Below are 17,177 nucleotides of genomic sequence, written 5' to 3'. Positions count from 1 at the left end.
TGATCTCATTTAAAACATGTTTTTTCTTAATATTAATATCCTTGGTTTCCAAACTAAGTGCCCAAGATTATGACCTTCTTATTAAGAACGGAATGGTCTATGACGGCTCAGGAAGTGTCCCCATAAAAACAGATGTTGGGGTTATTGGGGATAAAATTGAAGCTATAGGAGATTTGAATGGTGCGAAAGCAAAAAGAGTTATTGATGCCAAAGGTTTAGCGGTTGCACCCGGCTTTATAGATCTTCATGCCCATATTTCAGATTTGCCTCAGATGCCGACTGCGGAAAGTGCCTTAAGACAGGGCGTCACTTTGTTGCTTGGAGGCCCAGATGGAGGAGGACCAACCCATTTTATAAGTTATTTGGATTCTCTTGCTCAACTTTCACTTGGTCCTAATATCGGCTACCAAATTGGACACAATACTATCCGAAAGAAGGTTATGGGATTGGAGAATAGAATACCGAGCCCAGAGGAACTAGAGCAAATGAAATCCTTGGTTGATGAGGCCATGGATTACGGAGCGTTTGGGCTAAGTACTGGACTTACTTATCTACCAGGAACCTTTTCCAAGACTGATGAAATTATAGAACTTGCCAAAGTGGCATCTACACATCGAGGCTTTTACACCTCGCATATTCGTGATGAAAGTTTACATCTTATTGAAGCTGTACAGGAGGTCATAACGATTGCTGATCAAGCAGATATTACAGTTGTTTTAACGCATCATAAAGCGTTGGGCGCTCCTATGTGGGGTGCGAGTGAAAGAACTCTTCAAATGATTGATTCGGCAAATTCTACCGGACTCGATGTGCGGCTCGATCAATATCCATATACTGCAAGCTCTACCTCTTTGGCAGCTCTAGTTCCTTCTTGGGCAAAAGCCGGAGGAACTGAAGCTTTTAAAGATCGAATTGCTAATCCCAAATTGAGGGATAGTATTAAGCAAGGAATAATTTACAACATCATTCACGTTAGAGTGGGGCATGAAATTGAGCGGTTACAATTTCGAAATTTTCCGTTGAAAAGAGAATTGGAGGGTCAAACCATGCTGACCTGGACTGAAATGGAAGGTCTTGAACCTACACCGGAAAATGCCGCAGAACTGGTAATTGAAGCAGAGCTCAATGGAGGCGCTCAAATGATTTATCATGTTATGGATGAGAAAGACGTAGATCGTATAATGATTCATCCAAAAACAATGATTGCTTCTGATGGGAAATTATCCCAAATCGGGGTCAGTCATCCACATCCGAGATCGTATGGAACATTTCCACGTGTTTTGGGCGTTTATGTACGAGATCGAGGCTTATTAAAATTGGAAGAAGCCATCAAGAAAATGACCTCTATGCCTGCTGATCTTTTAGGGCTAAAACGCAGGGGTAGTATCGCGATTAATTACTATGCGGATTTGGTGCTGTTTGATCCTAAAACTGTTAAAGATATGGCCACTTTTGAGGACCCCCATCAATATCCTGCGGGCATAAACTATGTAATCGTCAATGGAGTAGTCACTATTGATAATGGTCAATTAACCAATAATCGAAACGGCCGCTTGTTGTTAAAAGCTCAAGAGAAATAAGTTTTAGGATAAAAAAATGACTCTTTAATACAATACATCATTATGAAAATTAGAAAATTAATAGTTGCTCTTATAGTGGTATCTGGTATCAGAAGCTACGGACAACAAGTTTTACAAGATTCTATATTATACAATAAAAATAGCTTTTACTACCTCGATGTAAAAAACTATCCCAAATCGGACCGCTCACTTCCTATCGGTATTTTTGATTCGGGAATTGGAGGCCTCACTGTTTTGGATGCTATTGTGAACTACGACAAGAACAATAATGAAACCATGCAACCGGGAAAAGATGGCATTATTGATTTTGAAAAAGAGGAGTTCATTTACTTGGCCGACCAAGCAAATATGCCTTATGGAAATTATTCAGCTGAAAATAAAAATGAATTATTAAAAGAGCATATTATTAAGGATGTTCAATTTATGCTTGGAAATAAATATTATAAATCAGATCACGCGATTGCTCCTAATAAAGATAAATCGCATATTAAGGCCTTGGTCATTGCATGCAATACCGCAACTGCTTATGGCAAGGAAAGTATTGAAGCCTTTATAAAAAATGCAGGTCTCAACATTAAAGTGATCGGAGTCATCGATGCTGGCGTACGGGGAGCATTGGAACATTTGGAAAAAGACGAAAATGCCACCATCGCGGTGATGGCGACCGTAGGAACCGTAACCTCTAAAGGGTATGTGAATACCTTAAATAAACAACTTAAAAACTTAGGTTATGAAGGTGATGTTCAGGTCTTTCAACAGGGCGGATTGGGAATTGCAGAGGCCGTTGATGAGGATACAGCTTATTTTAATACGACCTTAAATGCTCCAAGAGAGAGTTATAAAGGACCGAGTATTAATGGTAATACCAAAATAGATAAAACCTTAATGGAGATTTACAACTTTGATTTCAGCAATAATCGAATGCTTTGCGATACTCAGAATACCGATGAATGTCAGGTTCTTCAAATTAATGATGCAGAGAATTATGTACGTTATCATCTGGTTTCGCTTTTGGAAGATATTCGTAAATCGAAGGTGACATCGCCTCTAAAGTCTATAATTTTAGGCTGTACCCATTATCCTTATCTCTCAAATGAAATCAAGACCGTTTTGAATGAACTGTATAATTATAAGGAACAGGATGGTTCTTTTAGATATCAACCATATATGATGGAAAATATTATTCTTGTTGATCCTGCCCAGAATACTGCCAAGGAACTTTTTGAACATCTCAAGGAGTCAGATCTTTTCGGGCAGGAAGGTGATATTTATAATAGCAAATTCTATATAAGCGTTCCGAACAAGAACAATCCCAAAATCAAGATAGACGAGACTGGCGATTTTACCTATGATTATAAATATGGTAGAATTGAGGGTGAAATACAGGAATATATTAAAGTTGTGCCTTTTAGTGATAAGAATATATCGCAAGACATTTATTTAAGATTGGAAAACCAACTTCCTTTCACTTTTCGGCTCATTAAACAGTTTAAATCTCAGGATTAACCGAATTTTATAGGCCATTCTAAGTACAAATAAAATCATTTGCAACCATGAAAAATAGATTATATTTCATTTTTTTCCTCATAACCTTCAGTGTTACTTCTCAGAAAAAGGATTTACCAATCATTTTAATAAAGAATGTGGAGATATTTGATGGCATTAATCAAAAAACCATTAATGGAAATATTCTTATTGAAGGGAATAAGATTTCTAAAATTTCTAAAAGTAATATTTCTTCCACTTCTAAAAATGTTTTGGTTATCGACGGAGAGGGGAAGTTTGTGATGCCTGGTTTGATTGATGCTCACACTCATATTAGTATGGAAGGAATACCAATTGGTTCTGCTATGGTAGATTGGGGAACAGTCAATATTATTTCCACTCAGGCTGCAAAACATCGTCTATTACATGGGTTTACGACTCTCAGAAATATGGGGGGAAATGCTATTCCATTAGCCAAACAGATTGATAAAGGGACAGTTCCAGGCCCAAGGATCTATCCCAGTGGAGCTTTTATATCTCAGTCTGGGGGACATGGTGATTTTGACGATATAACAGCGGTGCCTCGAACTTCAGATAATTTGTCATATTCAGAAAGACAAGGTATTTCGGCAATTGCCGATGGGGCAGATGAAGTATTAAAACGTACACGCGAACAATTAAGACAGGGGGCAACCCAAATAAAACTCATGGCAGGTGGTGGAATCGGTTCTTCTTATGATCCCATTGATGTGACACAATACTCATTAAAGGAATTCGAGGCCGCAGTTTTAGCTGCTGAAAATTTTGGAACCTACGTAGGTGTTCATGCCTATACACCACAGGCAATACAAATAGCAATAGAAGCTGGCGTTAGAACTATAGAGCACGGACACTTATTGGATGAAGAGACCGCTAAAATAATGGCAGAAAAAGGAGTTTGGTTAAGTATTCAACCTTTCATGATTGAAGAACAAAATGATTATCCCATAGATTCCCCAAGCAGGGAAAAACGTGATTATGTATATGGACATACCGATGAGGTCTATAAAATAGCTAAAAAATATAAAGTAAAAACTGCATGGGTACTGACCTTACGGGAAAACAGAAGATTGATAGTAGAAATGATTTAACGCGATTGGTCGGATTGAAAAAATGGTTCTCACCCTATGAAGCCCTTAAGATGGTTACTTCCACAAACGCCGAAATGCTGCGCTTGAGTGGACCACGTAATCCTTATCAACAAGGAAAGTTGGGGGAACTAACTGAAGGTGCTTATGCCGATTTAATTATTGTGAAAGGTAATCCATTAAGAGACTTTGATTTACTTAATAACCCAGAAGATAATTTACTCTTGATAATGAAAGACGGCAAAGTATATAAGAACTTATTAAATGATATAAAGTTCGATACCACACTATAGATTTTTTGTTGCTATACATACAAGGTTTAAAATAAATGTTAAGCTCAAAATTGCCATATCATTTCGCGAAAGACTTCATTTGGAGTGAGATGCTCGATTTGTAACGGCCTCGATACTTTTCCAAAGTTTAGGATTTGCTGAGTAAAGAATTCGTGAATGTTTTTTAATATTCTATCTCAAGATTTAGAATGGTCAGCTTTGGAATAGTGTCCACATAAATAGGCAATTAAAATTCCATTTCTCCATAGAGATCAAAATTTAGCTCAAGGTAGACTACATACATAATCTGTCGTTTCTGACTTCTCATAATTAATAGTTGGCTCTTTCTATGTTTGCCTTAACTATGAGAGAAAAGAAATGTAAGTTGTTGTTTTATTAGAGCTCCTTAAATAGAAGAAAGAGACTTGTGATAAACTCCTTACCTGTTTGATGTGTAAGAATTGAGTTGTCCTGAATATTTGACAAAATCGAATAAACATCATGAGCCTTGTGTGACAAGAATATTGGCCATGTTTTAAGTTTGTTTAAATTTATAAAGATTGTATTCTTTTGCGCAGACTCAATCATGAAAATGCGTTAGAGATGCAAATTACAGCTGTTGTGAAAACTAAGTTTTTCAATAAAAGAAAGTTTTCTGCGGAGAAAGAGGTTTTCCGAATTTAATACAACAAATTCGTTAATTCTTATAACTTTGTTAGGATAAATTAAAGTTCATGTCCTCAGAAATTAGTTTAAAAGAGAGAGAATTAATACAGCGACTTAACAATAATGATGAATTAGCCTTAGCTTCTATTTATAATGAATACTGGGAAATAATGTACCTTGGGGCATATAATCTTGTCAAAAACAAACAGGTCAGTGAGGATATTGTTCAAGATGTGTTTGTGAATATATGGAAAAAGAGGGGAGACCTTGAAATTAAGGTGTCATTACGGAGTTATCTGTATACCAGTACTATTTATAAAACATATGACTATTTTCGAAAAAACAAATCTGCTATAAGGGTTGATCTATTGGAAAATTTCAATGAACGTGTGCAGAATTCCAATCCAGAGACAAAGCTAATGGATAAGGAATTGCAGGATTATCTTGAAGCGGTTATTAATGAATTACCGGAAAAATGCCGTGTTGTTTATAACTTAAGTAGGAATGAACAGCTCAGCCATAAGGAAATTGCCGTTAAATTAAACATTTCAACACGTACAGTTGAAGGTCATATTACCAAAGCCCTTAAAGTTTTGAGAAAATCATTGAGTTCTATCTCCACTATTTTTTTTATCATTTTCGTCATATACTATATCCATCTATAATTTTTTTTTTTCTAAGCAGGTGTTCGAGTCTTTTTTTACGTCATTGTTGTAAATGACCCTACTTAAAGAACAAAATGAATACAAATAATAAAAAAAAGCTGCTGACTCTTATCGAAAACCTATTCTCTGGAAAAGCCAGTGTAAAGGAGATTACCAAGCTTTTTAATTTCTTCCAAAGCCATCAGAGCATGACTACTTGGGAAGAGGAATTAGGAGATAGAAAAACGGTAGAAAAAAGAATATTCCACAATATACAAAATGAAATACGTGATAAAGGTTCAGTACGAAATACGAAGTCGATTTTCTTAAAAAATAATTTACTGAAATATGCTGCGGTGATCCTATTGGGAGGTTTAATTAGCTATGTCTATTTTAAGAATGAAGTACCATCTCCAATTCAAGATATAGAAGTTGTCAAAAACAATATTGAAACAGGCACGAATAAGGCAACATTGACCTTAAAGGATGGTTCCCAAATTTTATTGGAGAAGGGGAAAGTGTACAAAAGCCCTAATGTGAACAGTGATGGTGTTGAAATTGTTTATGCTGACCAACAGGGCAAAGAGATGGACAGTGAGATTGAATTTAACTATTTAACAATCCCTCGAGGAGGACAATTCGTGGTCAAATTGTCAGATGGTACAACCGTGTGGCTCAATTCAGAAAGCCAGTTAAAATATCCCACACACTTTATGGCAGGACAACCACGTAAGGTTGAGCTTATGTATGGAGAAGCATATTTTGATGTTACGCCGAGCTCCTTGCACGATGGAAGGGCGTTTCAAGTGCATTCGAAGGATCAAAATATTGAGGTTATTGGAACCCAATTTAATTTAAAGGCCTATAAGGACGAAGCAACAATGTACACGACCTTAGTTGAAGGCAAGGTGCTTGTTTCACATCAGGACAAAAGTCAGGTTTTACTGCCCGAACAACAATATGCTTATAACATAATTGACAAAACCTCGACCATAGCCAATGTTAATGTATATAATGAGGTCTCTTGGAGGAATGGCGTATTTAGTTTTGAAAATAAATCGTTAAAAGAAATTATGACGGTGCTATCCAGATGGTATGATATGACCGTAAAATTTGAAAATAAGGATATCGAAAACGAAGAGTTTATTGGTGTGCTTTATAAAGATCGAAGCATTGAGAGTATTCTAAAGAATATCCAAAGTGTGGGAACAATTGAAAGTTATGAAATAAATGATAGAAATGTGATTTTAAAATAAAAAAAGAGAGAACGAAGCCAATCATTTCCCGATGTCTCAGCTCCGTCCCTCTATCCTGTTAATTAAACTTATGTCTAACTAAACTTTGCAAATTTATGAAAATTAAATTAACGACGATTTGTTTGTCCTTAAAAAGGCCGCTATGTCTTACAATTATGAAAACCTTTATTTTCTTACTGTGTACTACTGTTTTTAGCTTTACATCAGAAAACACATTCTCACAGGAAAAAGTGAGAATCTCTAAGGATCAAATTGCAACAATTGATCAAGTATTTAAAATAATTAAAAACCAGACAGATTTTGAATTTATTTATCCTCGAAGTCTGTTTAAAGACGCTCCTAAAATCCACTTAAATAAGGGTGAAATCCTAGTTTCTGAATTATTGAAACAAAGTCTTTCGAACAATCACTTCAAATTCGAAATTTCAGATACAAATACTATAATCATAGGCGGTAAAAAAAATGTATCCCGTGTTCAACAATCGATAGAAGGCAAGGTCACAGACGAAAATGGCATGCCTTTGACAGGTGTCACCATCTTAGTTGAAAACACTACCAAAGGAACCTTCACTGATTTTGATGGAAATTACTCCATTAGTGCGAAAAATGGAGACTATCTTGTTTTTTCTTCAATAGGCTTTGAAACCCAGCGCGTATTGGTAGGTGATGAAACACAAATCAATATTCAGATGGTATCTGATGTAGCCTCCTTGACTGAGGTTATTTTAACTGGTTATAACACTATTATTGAGAAAAAAAGTACTGGGGCTATTAGCACTGTTAAGACCAAGGACATTCCTGCATGGAATCCTCAAATTGACAATTTAATCCAAGGCCAGATTCCAGGATTATCAGTAGTGAAAAGCTCTGGTGAGGTGGGTTCCGTTCCCATAGTGAAAATTAGAGGGACCTCTACCTTAACAGGAAACACATCTCCCTTATGGGTTGTTGATGGGGTTGTGTTGGAAGACCCAGTTCCATTGACGCCTGCAGAATTAAATACTCCGGATTTGGTAAACAGGATTGGGAATTCAATTTCGGGCATTAATCCCCAGGATATAGAATCAATAACCGTTCTAAAGGATGCCTCCGCATCTGCCATCTATGGCGTACGTGCGGCAGGAGGCGTTATTGTACTGACAACCAAGAGAGGTGTGGAAGGAAAGCCTATTATAAATATCAATGTTGGAACTAGTGTAACCCAAAGACCGAGATACAGCGATTTTAACCTGATGAATTCAAAAGAGAGAATTGAAATTGAACAATTTTATTTTGATTCTGGGCTGCAGTATTACAATGCCGATGCAAATGTTAATTCGGTTGGGCTTGCGGGGGCTTATGCACGCTATAAAAATAGAGACTTGCAAAATTGGCAACAATTTGAGGATGAGGTGAGATTGGCACAATCCTATAATACAGATTGGTTTGATGAACTCTTTAGGGATGCCGTTGGTACAACAACGAGCTTCAACGTCTCAGGAGGTAGTAAGCATGTAAATTACTATGCTAGTTTATCATACTTACATCAAGACGGTACAGATATTCTTACTAAAAATCAAAGATATAATGGTTCCGTAAAGTTAAATACTCAGCTATCGGATAAATTTAATTTGGAATTTTATCTTTCAACATTCACCACCAATAGAAATTCTTACCCTTACAGTTATGTGCCTGCTGGCATATCCAATTTCACAAGGGCTACACCGACACCTTTTGATTACGCGATCAATACAAGTAGGACTTTCCCAATATATAATATGGATGGGAGCCCTAACATGTACCGTGGACATAGTGACTTTTATTTATTCAACATTATGAATGAATACACAAACTCCAATCAAGAAACAAATACCAATAGTACAAGTTCTAGAGTTTCATTGGATTTTGATGTTTTAGATAATTTGAAAGTTTTTGGAGTTGTCAATTATACAAAGAGTAGTCAACTTAACGAGACCTATTATACTGAAAACACCAATCAAGTTGCCGGAATTAGACGATCAAATTATGGTGAACCAGCTCCGGCCGATAGTAATTTGCCGAGAGGAGGGGTAATTTTTTCAAACTCCAATTTCCAAGAGTATTATATGACACGTATGGCATTGGAATATACGCCATTGGATACCGATGTTCATTATTTGAAATTTTACAGCGGAGGTGAATACCGTTTAAATAGTTACCGAGGTGATAATGTTGTCGGATGGGGTTATCTTCATGAGAGGGGAAGGGTAATATCTACAAGCGAGAATATTGGCGAGGAATTAGCTGGTGCTCCCTATTTGACCATTCGTGATTATAAGACTAAATCGGCTTCGTATTTTGGTGTATTAACGTATTCCCTATTCAATAAATATGTGATTAATGGGAATATACGATATGACGGATCGAATCTGTTTGGGTCGAGCCCTAAATATAGATGGGAGCCGGCCTGGTCAGTTTCAGGAAGATGGAACCTAATGGAAGAGGAGTTTATGGAGAAGAGTGTATTCAATAATTTAGCCCTACGTGCTTCCTATGGATTACAGGGCTCTACCAATTCACAAAACACGCCGCAGATTGTGGCTTCATTTCTGAATCCTGCTTATTGGTCAGATTTAGATCTATTAACCATTTCTTCTCCAGCCAATCCTAACTTAAGATGGGAAAAAACGTATAGTACGAATTTTGGATTGGACTTTGCTTTATTTAATAGCAGAATTCAAGGAGCTGTAGATGTTTACAACAGATTTAGTGAAGATTTAATTACAAACACGAGAATTTCTGAAGTTAATGGCTTTTCTACCCTGCCAATTAATTTTGCTGATGTTTCCAATAAGGGTGTCGAATTTGGATTGACGACAAGAAATATAAGAGCGCCGAAACCTAATTTCAATTGGAGCACAACAATAAACTTTGCTTATAATAAGAATGAAGTAGAGAAGGTTAATATTGACCCTAACGTATCGAGAATGTTGTCTCCGTTCCCATATAAGCCAGATGCTGCAATTGTTGGTAAACCATTAAATTCATTGTATTCTGTAGGCTTCAGCCATCTCGATGATGAGGGTGTGGCACACTTCAATTTGGCAAATGGGGAAACTACCGTGGGCCCTAGGAATTTGGAGTTTGGAGTTGAAGATCTTATATATAATGGACCTATTGAAGCGCCCTATCAAGGTGGGATTAGCAACTTATTTGAATATGGAAACTTCAAACTTTCTGCACTTTTAACCTATGGTTTTGGAAATTATTTTAGAAAAGAAGAAATTTTGGCTTCATGGATGTACTCTCCTGATCAAAATTTAAATAAAGAATTACTAAATGCATGGAAGGAGCCTGGTGATGAGAACACTACAAATATTCCACATCTTAAAAATGAGACAGGCGCAAATAACCACAAGTTTTATTGGAACAAAAGTGATTTACGAGTTGTTAAAGGTGACTTCTTGAGATTGAGCAATGTGACATTGCAATACAATTTATCAGAAAATATTCTCAAAGCACTCAAGTTGTCCCGAGCTTATGTACAACTGGAAGGTAATAACTTACTGTTGTTTGCGGATAAGGACTTAAATGGCTATGACCCTGAAACATTTCCTTATAAATCATTACCGCTTCCAACATCGTTTATGTTGAGCTTTAATGTGACTTTTTAATCTAAATACTGAATATTATGAAATCTATATATATAAAACTTTCTTTTTTGTTATTGCTGTTTGTTTCATCATGTGATAAAGCCTTAGAAGAAGAGCCACAGAATAAACTAAAACCTCAAACAATTAGTGATTATGTTGAATTGCTAAATTATGGATATCCTACTACTAAGGATTATGGAACTATTGTAGCGTTGGATTATTATGTTGAGATGATGACAGATGATCAAGATATCAGATACCTTAATGTAGATCGAGGTGAATATCCGTTACATCCTTATACATTTGAAGATACCCATGAACACAGCTCTATGTTTAATGGCTACGATCAGGCGTGGAAAAACCTTTATAAAGCTATTTATTATGCCAATGTGGTTGTTGAGAACGTTGATGAGGCGGATGGTAATGCGGCGGCTATTGCGTATACTAAGGGTGAAGCTATGGTGCTTAGGGCATTCTCATATTTTAAACTCGTAAATTTATATGCAGCTCCTTATAATGAAAACACTGCCAGCAGCGATTTGGGAGTTCCTTTAAAACTTGATCCAACCGTCCAATCTGAATCCTATACCCGTCAGTCTGTACAGGAAATTTATGATCAAATCAATGCAGATTTGGAAATGGGTATCAAATTAATGACTGAAAATGACCAAAGAGTTACCTCGAAGTTTAAATTAACCCCAATATCTGCCAATTTGTTGGCTTCTAGGGTTGCCTTGTATCAAAAAAGATATCAGGATGTCATAACCTATGCTGACCGAACTATTGGTTTGAACAATAGCTTATTTGATATATCAAATAACACAATGGAATTTGCGATGACTAGATGGGGCTATGGACAGGGTATTCACTATTTCAATGATGTTAATGACAATGTCATATTCAAATATGGTTCTAATGAAATGTACTACTATGTGCATATCCCAGGTGCTTTGGCTATATCTGACGATCTAATCGATCTCTATGAACCGGGAGATTTGAGGTTGTATTACTTCACCTACATCAAAGGCTCTTTGGGAAGGGTTTATTTTAAATTCAGACCTCACCCTAACCGTTTGGGTGAGCCTATAAGAGGTTTTAGAGTTGAGGAGGCCTTCCTCAATAGGGCGGAAGCATATGCGTTTTTAGACCAGCCTTCAAAAGCTTTGGAGGATTTAAACACTATTAGGAAAACAAAGTTTGACGCTAGCTATAATGTTAATCCTGATTATTATAAATACGCCACACTTACTTATGATACAAAAGATAAAGTGATTCAAGTGGTAAGGGACGAACGACGAAGAGAACTCTTCGGAGAGTTTCATAGATGGTATGATTTAAGGCGTTATGGGATGCCTGAAATTAATCATGTATATGATAACCAGACTTATACCCTAACTGAAAATGATCCTCGTTATATCCTTCAGATTCCTCAAATAGAATTAGATTATAATCCTTTGATGCAAAGAAATCAAAGATAAAATATAAGATTATGAAAAATACTATAAAAATAACCCGTTTAGCTATACTCGTCGTTTTTACTATTTACTTGGCATCCTGTAGCAGTGAGTCCACTCTTGAGGCGGACTATGTGGCTCCAAATGAGCTTCCTGATAATATAGTTGCAGGTACACCATTGACGGATCGAATTCTTCAACTATATAATGACTTTGGCATTGTAGTTTACACCGACGTCACAGATCCTAGAATGTATAAAGATTTAGTTTCTGAAGAAGCTCTAAATATTGCTTCGGAAAGAATGCCGGCCGATACTGTTGCGGCACTGATTTATATGGACATGATTGAAAAGGAATTTATCAGCAGTTTGCCTTCTGATAAAGCCCATGTTATTCCTCGAAATTTCTATTTGTTTAAAAATGATTTAGTTGCCGGGACAAGTGCATCGAATAGTTATGAGTATATTTCAAAACTTTGGTACAACTCCAATGGTGACCTAACGGTTGGAAGCTTAAAAAATGTTGGTCTGGACAGTGTGAAAATGAAACAAACATTTTACTACGGACTTTCTAATATATTAAGAAATGATCCCGTTAATAATAGTTCATTCTATAGTCCATTTGTAGATATCAAAACAGATGCAGCGGTTTATTATTGGCAAGTTAATTCTCTTGAACAAGCCTATGAGAAAGGCTTTTTAAGCGCCAATCAAAATTTAATTAAATCAGATCAACAAGACTTCGATTTATTCGCTGCGTGGGCGGCAACTACACCCCCACATATCAAAGACAGCGTGTTTAATGTTTCCTCTTTGGTAAAACGTAAGTATGATCTAGTTAAGTCCATGTTCAAACAAGAAGGGATTGATCTCGATGTCGTGAACCAGAACTGGCAAGAGAGTATGTTTAACCCCAAAAATCATTAAGTGATATGAAGTACTTGCAATTTAGAAATTATATATTATTTGCTCTGCTCTTGAGTTTTGCTTTAAGCTGTAAAGAAAATGCGGTGTCTATCGACAACAATATAAATGGTAATAAGAATGAAGTTGTCGTTACAGGTAAAGTTGAAAACATTAAGGACACAACAATAAATTTTTCTTATTATGAATATAGGTTCCTGAAGGATCTGACGAATCATTCTGTTGAATTTGATTCCGTGGGGAATTTTAAAATGAAATTACAAGTTGAGAACCCTTTAAAAGGATGGTTTTCTTTTGGAAAAGAGCCTATCGTTGAAGAGTTTAGCTATACAACCGTTAATGGTACCGATACCATCATGAAAACGGGAACTTTTGACTTTAAGATGGTATACCTTTTTCTAAAACCAGGAGATAGTATCTCAATGAGCTTGGATGCACAGGATATTAAAAATTCATTGTCATTTAAAGGAACTTCAGATGATGATATCCAGTTTGTTATTGAAGAAGAACAAACCTTTAACGATTACAAGCATAAATATTTAAAAAATTGGTATGACGTCAGTCAAAGAGAGCCAAATGATTTTAAGCAAAATGCAGATAAACTGTATCAAGAAAAAATGGCTTTTTTGAAGGATTATAAATCCTCTCATCAGTTGAGCCCTGTTTTAGTGAGTTTTTATGAAACAAATAATTATTCTTCTTGGATAAGTTCGAAAGTCAATTACCCTAAGATTCATGAATTATACAATAAAGATAAGGAACTAAGCCTTCCTGATGATTATTATGATTTTTTAAACGGGGTTTCTTTGGATTATTCGATTGGAGATCATGGAATGGGATATTTTTATAATCTAAGTGCCATTTTGAAGAAAAAATATGAATTGGCCTTTGCTGATGATTCCAACCCTGTGGAATTCTATGATTGGTTGGAACGAGAGCTTTCAGAAAAGGTTAGATACGAGTATATGGCTTATTCTTTAAGTAGTGATTTTTCCAACCGCCTCTATTCTCAATTTGATACGGCAAGTAAGTATCCAGAAATGTCTAAAGTGGTTAGAGAAAAATATGGACATCTCGAAGCCATGCTTGAAGGAAGTGAAGCTCCAAATGTGCAATTTGAAAATACTCAAGGTGATATCGTCAACTTAAGTGATTTTAAAGGAAAGTACACTTACATTGATCTTTGGGCAACGTGGTGCGGCCCCTGTATTAAGGAAATCCCAAGCCTTCAAAAGCTTGAAAAAGAATATCATGGTAAAAACATACAATTTGTGAGTGTTTCATTTGATAAGGAGAAAGACCACCAAAAGTGGCTGGATTTTGTTAAAGAAAAAAATCTAACGGGCCATCAATTATTTGCCAGTGAAGAAACCAATAATATACTTTCCAAAACTTATAATATTAAAATGATTCCACGATTTATTTTTTTAGATCCAGAGGGTAAGATTATTGATGCGACAGCGCCTTATCCTTCGGATCCAATGTTGGTGAATTTATTTAAAAAGCATAACCTATAGTCCATGCGCATTCAAATTTTAGTAAGTATCTTATATTTTTTCACACTTGGTGAGGGTCAGGCTCAAGACAGTATCAGAATAAGTAATCAAAACTATTTTGATTCCTTTTTTGATCAGGAAGGACAAAACTTATTGTTGCTTGGTGAAAATCATGCATCATCAGTGGCTTCAACCATTTATCCGGATTTGATAAAATCCTTTAATAAAAAAGCTGGACTTACAACTTTGATAATCGAATTTGGGCCTGCAGAAGCATACTTCTATAATAAATATTTAGCCACAGGGGATGAATCTTTGCTTGGCTATACGATTTATGGGGGCTTCTATTCCGATTGGAAGGAAGCCTGGAAAGAGATATATGAGTATAATCAGACTTTGGATCATCCTTTAGAAGTTGTAGGTGTAGATTTTGACAGAACTCGAACATTTGGTTATACCCTGTATAGCATACTTCAGCCCTATCAAAAGGAAGGGCTAACATCTTCTATCGATTCTTTATTAAATGTCATCCGGAGTGATAAGTTTTTTAAAACATACACAATAGATCACCCATCGGAAGAGGGTCGAAGCTTTGTGAGGCATACCAAGAAACTCTTGGAAAAGGAGATGTTAAAGATTACTGCCACAGTTTCAGAAAGGGACTTAAAGGTCATTTCCCTACTTATGAACAATAAGGCAACTGGTTTTGGAGGGACGCGAGAGGAAGATATCACAGAAAACATCGTCAATTATATCGACTCCTCCGATCAGAGGAACTTTCTAATGCTCGTTGGAAGAGACCATGCTTATATACAACCCATTTACGATGACAGAACTAGATTGGCCAAATTACTGAAGAGAGAACACGATTTTACAACTTTGAGTGGTTTGATATTGCATGAAAACTCCGAACAATGGGGCAAAGGTTTTAAAGAAACCATTACGCTTTTTGAGGTTAAGGATAAAAAGCCATGGAAGAATTATCATAAATTAATCTATGATAAAATGGATTCTGATTTTAGCCTCATAGAACTCAATAGAGAGTTGAAAAACTTGGCAATTTATACGGATTATATCTTGGTTGCAAGAAATCAGGAAGCTATAAAAATTTAACAAACACCTATTATTTTTTATGAAATAGAAATAATTGTTGTGTACTATTTATAAAACTTTTATTTTTTTGAGTTAGTCTTCAAGCCTTAAAAGGTTGTCCATAATTGGATGACCTTTTTTATCATTTCATTTTAAGGTTTTTATGAGAACCTAGGAATGCGAAAGAGTCAAAATCTTAGTGTAAATTTCTTACGGACAAGACTTAAAACCACTCAATAGATCTATTTCTTATCCTTAGGTTGCCCTGGAGATATAGTTTTAGGCTCAGGCTTTGTAGTTTTTAGATGCAGTCTACTTGGTGGCTATTTCGGAGTGATGGTGCCACCTGTTTCGGTCAAACCGTGCCACTTTGAAAGATACTGCAATGATATAAAAAATTAATGTTATTCGTTCTTCAAAGCTCCTTTTCTTAAGGATTCGCCCTTGAGGTCGATCCTGTGGGAGGAGTTTACGATCCGATCGAGGATAGCATCGGCAATAGTCCCCTCTCCAATGATATCATACCATGCCGAGACCGGTATCTGGGACAGGATGATGGTCGAGGATCGGTTGTAGCGGTCATCGATTATATCCATAAGCGATTCTCTTGCATGGCCGTCAAAGCCCTGCAGTCCAAAGTCATCCAAGATGAGCAGATCTGCCTTTAAGAGTTTTGCCAGTTCCTTTAGATAGGTTCCATCGGCCTTGCTGAGCTTCAGTCTTTTTAGCAAACGAGCGGTGTTGGCATAGATGGTACGATATTCCATCATGCACGCCTGGTGCCCAAGGGCCTGGGCCAGGTAACTTTTTCCAACTCCGGAAGCACCTGTCATGATGATGTTTTCCTTTCGTTTTATAAAATCAAGGCACCCCAGGCGCAGGAACATATTTTTGTCAAGGTTGCGCTGTTGGGCATAATCCACTTCCGCCAGGGCTGCCTGTCCCCGGAAAGTTGCCTGCTTGAGGAGCCTTTGGATCTTTCGGTTCTTATGGTCCTCCCACTGATGGTCCGTGAGCAGTGCCAGATATTCATCGGCCGTAAGGTCCGTGGTGCGGTTTTCCCTGATCTGCTGGAGGTGCAGGTCTGCCATGGCGCCCAGGCGCATTTGTTTTAGTTTTTCAACAGTTTGATTGTTGTTCATAATTATAGTGATATAAGTTATCGGATCTAGGTCTATTTTATATATTAGCAAATGTCCTCTCAGTTAGCTGTTTAGAATCAGGTTTTTATGAATTGGTTTTGTTATTAGTAGTTCGAATGTTATCTTTACCTTAAGATTGAAGTCAAATAACAGCAAATGCTATTAATAAAAAAGGTAGTTATTCGGTTAGTAATACGTCTTCCAATCATAAAAACTCAACAAATATGCGGCTTGCCGGAATGGGTTTGAATCCTGTCGAGGTCACGAATAAATCATTAAATAAGAAAAAACGCCAAGTTTACTTGAGGCCACTGAAAAAGCATCTCATTTTTAGTGATTACTTTAAAGAAGCGATAAAATAAACCGAAATTTATTTTATCGCTTCTTTTTTTGGATCTGTTTTGACGAAGCTGATTAGGCTTTACCACA

General features: G+C 36.5%; 12 protein-coding genes. 11 read left to right on the top strand and 1 reads right to left on the bottom strand.

All coding sequences use genetic code 11. The features are described 5' to 3' along the window. The first annotated feature begins 41 nt into the window (after positions 1 to 41). The 11 genes from G6N06_RS18615 to G6N06_RS18570 all read left to right on the top strand — a co-directional run bounded on the left by G6N06_RS18615 (position 42) and on the right by G6N06_RS18570 (position 15,627). The gene (locus tag G6N06_RS18615) at positions 42 to 1,580 is read left to right on the top strand and encodes an N-acyl-D-amino-acid deacylase family protein (RefSeq protein ID WP_205334801.1); all 1,539 of its coding nucleotides are present in this window, start codon (positions 42 to 44) and stop codon (positions 1,578 to 1,580) included. Between the two features lie 42 nt (positions 1,581 to 1,622). After that, positions 1,623 to 3,086, top strand: a complete 1,464-nt coding sequence (locus G6N06_RS18610; protein ID WP_163518207.1) for a glutamate racemase — start codon at positions 1,623 to 1,625, stop codon at positions 3,084 to 3,086. A 47-nt stretch (positions 3,087 to 3,133) separates the two neighbouring features. Further along, positions 3,134 to 4,195: a metal-dependent hydrolase family protein gene (locus G6N06_RS18605; RefSeq protein WP_240338108.1), complete on the top strand. Its 1,062-nt coding sequence runs from the start codon at positions 3,134 to 3,136 to the stop codon at positions 4,193 to 4,195. Continuing rightward, on the top strand, positions 4,144 to 4,485 hold the full coding sequence (locus tag G6N06_RS19955; RefSeq protein WP_240338107.1) for an amidohydrolase family protein: 342 nt from the start codon (positions 4,144 to 4,146) through the stop codon (positions 4,483 to 4,485). The genes G6N06_RS18605 and G6N06_RS19955 overlap by 52 nt, the downstream gene beginning before the upstream one ends. Before the next feature lie 713 nt (positions 4,486 to 5,198). Beyond that, positions 5,199 to 5,795 carry an RNA polymerase sigma factor gene (locus tag G6N06_RS18600; protein ID WP_163518206.1) on the top strand — a complete coding sequence of 199 codons (597 nt, stop codon included), beginning with the start codon at positions 5,199 to 5,201 and terminating at the stop codon, positions 5,793 to 5,795. Positions 5,796 to 5,869: 74 nt separating this feature from the next. Further along, positions 5,870 to 7,030 carry a FecR family protein gene (locus G6N06_RS18595; protein ID WP_163518205.1) on the top strand — a complete coding sequence of 387 codons (1,161 nt, stop codon included), beginning with the start codon at positions 5,870 to 5,872 and terminating at the stop codon, positions 7,028 to 7,030. Positions 7,031 to 7,185: 155 nt separating this feature from the next. Next, the gene (locus tag G6N06_RS18590; protein WP_163518204.1) at positions 7,186 to 10,662 is read left to right on the top strand and encodes a SusC/RagA family TonB-linked outer membrane protein; all 3,477 of its coding nucleotides are present in this window, start codon (positions 7,186 to 7,188) and stop codon (positions 10,660 to 10,662) included. Between the two features lie 17 nt (positions 10,663 to 10,679). Further along, on the top strand, positions 10,680 to 12,119 hold the full coding sequence (locus G6N06_RS18585; RefSeq protein ID WP_163518203.1) for a RagB/SusD family nutrient uptake outer membrane protein: 1,440 nt from the start codon (positions 10,680 to 10,682) through the stop codon (positions 12,117 to 12,119). 11 nt (positions 12,120 to 12,130) lie between these two features. Continuing rightward, a complete protein-coding gene (locus tag G6N06_RS18580) occupies positions 12,131 to 13,021 on the top strand; it encodes a hypothetical protein (protein ID WP_163518202.1) in 891 nt (296 codons plus the stop codon). Positions 13,022 to 13,026: 5 nt separating this feature from the next. Beyond that, the gene (locus G6N06_RS18575; protein ID WP_163518201.1) at positions 13,027 to 14,535 is read left to right on the top strand and encodes a TlpA family protein disulfide reductase; all 1,509 of its coding nucleotides are present in this window, start codon (positions 13,027 to 13,029) and stop codon (positions 14,533 to 14,535) included. Positions 14,536 to 14,538: 3 nt separating this feature from the next. After that, a complete protein-coding gene (locus G6N06_RS18570) occupies positions 14,539 to 15,627 on the top strand; it encodes a hypothetical protein (RefSeq protein ID WP_163518200.1) in 1,089 nt (362 codons plus the stop codon). A gap of 383 nt (positions 15,628 to 16,010) precedes the next feature. Here G6N06_RS18570 and istB read toward each other — a convergent pair whose 3' ends face one another. After that, a complete protein-coding gene (gene istB / locus G6N06_RS18565) occupies positions 16,011 to 16,748 on the bottom strand; it encodes an IS21-like element helper ATPase IstB (RefSeq protein ID WP_163518199.1) in 738 nt (245 codons plus the stop codon). Between the last annotated feature and the right edge of the window lie 429 nt (positions 16,749 to 17,177).

The organism is Gelidibacter japonicus (genome assembly GCF_010725055.1).
Taxonomy (GTDB): Bacteria; Bacteroidota; Bacteroidia; order Flavobacteriales; family Flavobacteriaceae; genus Gelidibacter; species Gelidibacter japonicus.
This window is presented reverse-complemented; position numbering and strand designations above follow the sequence as displayed.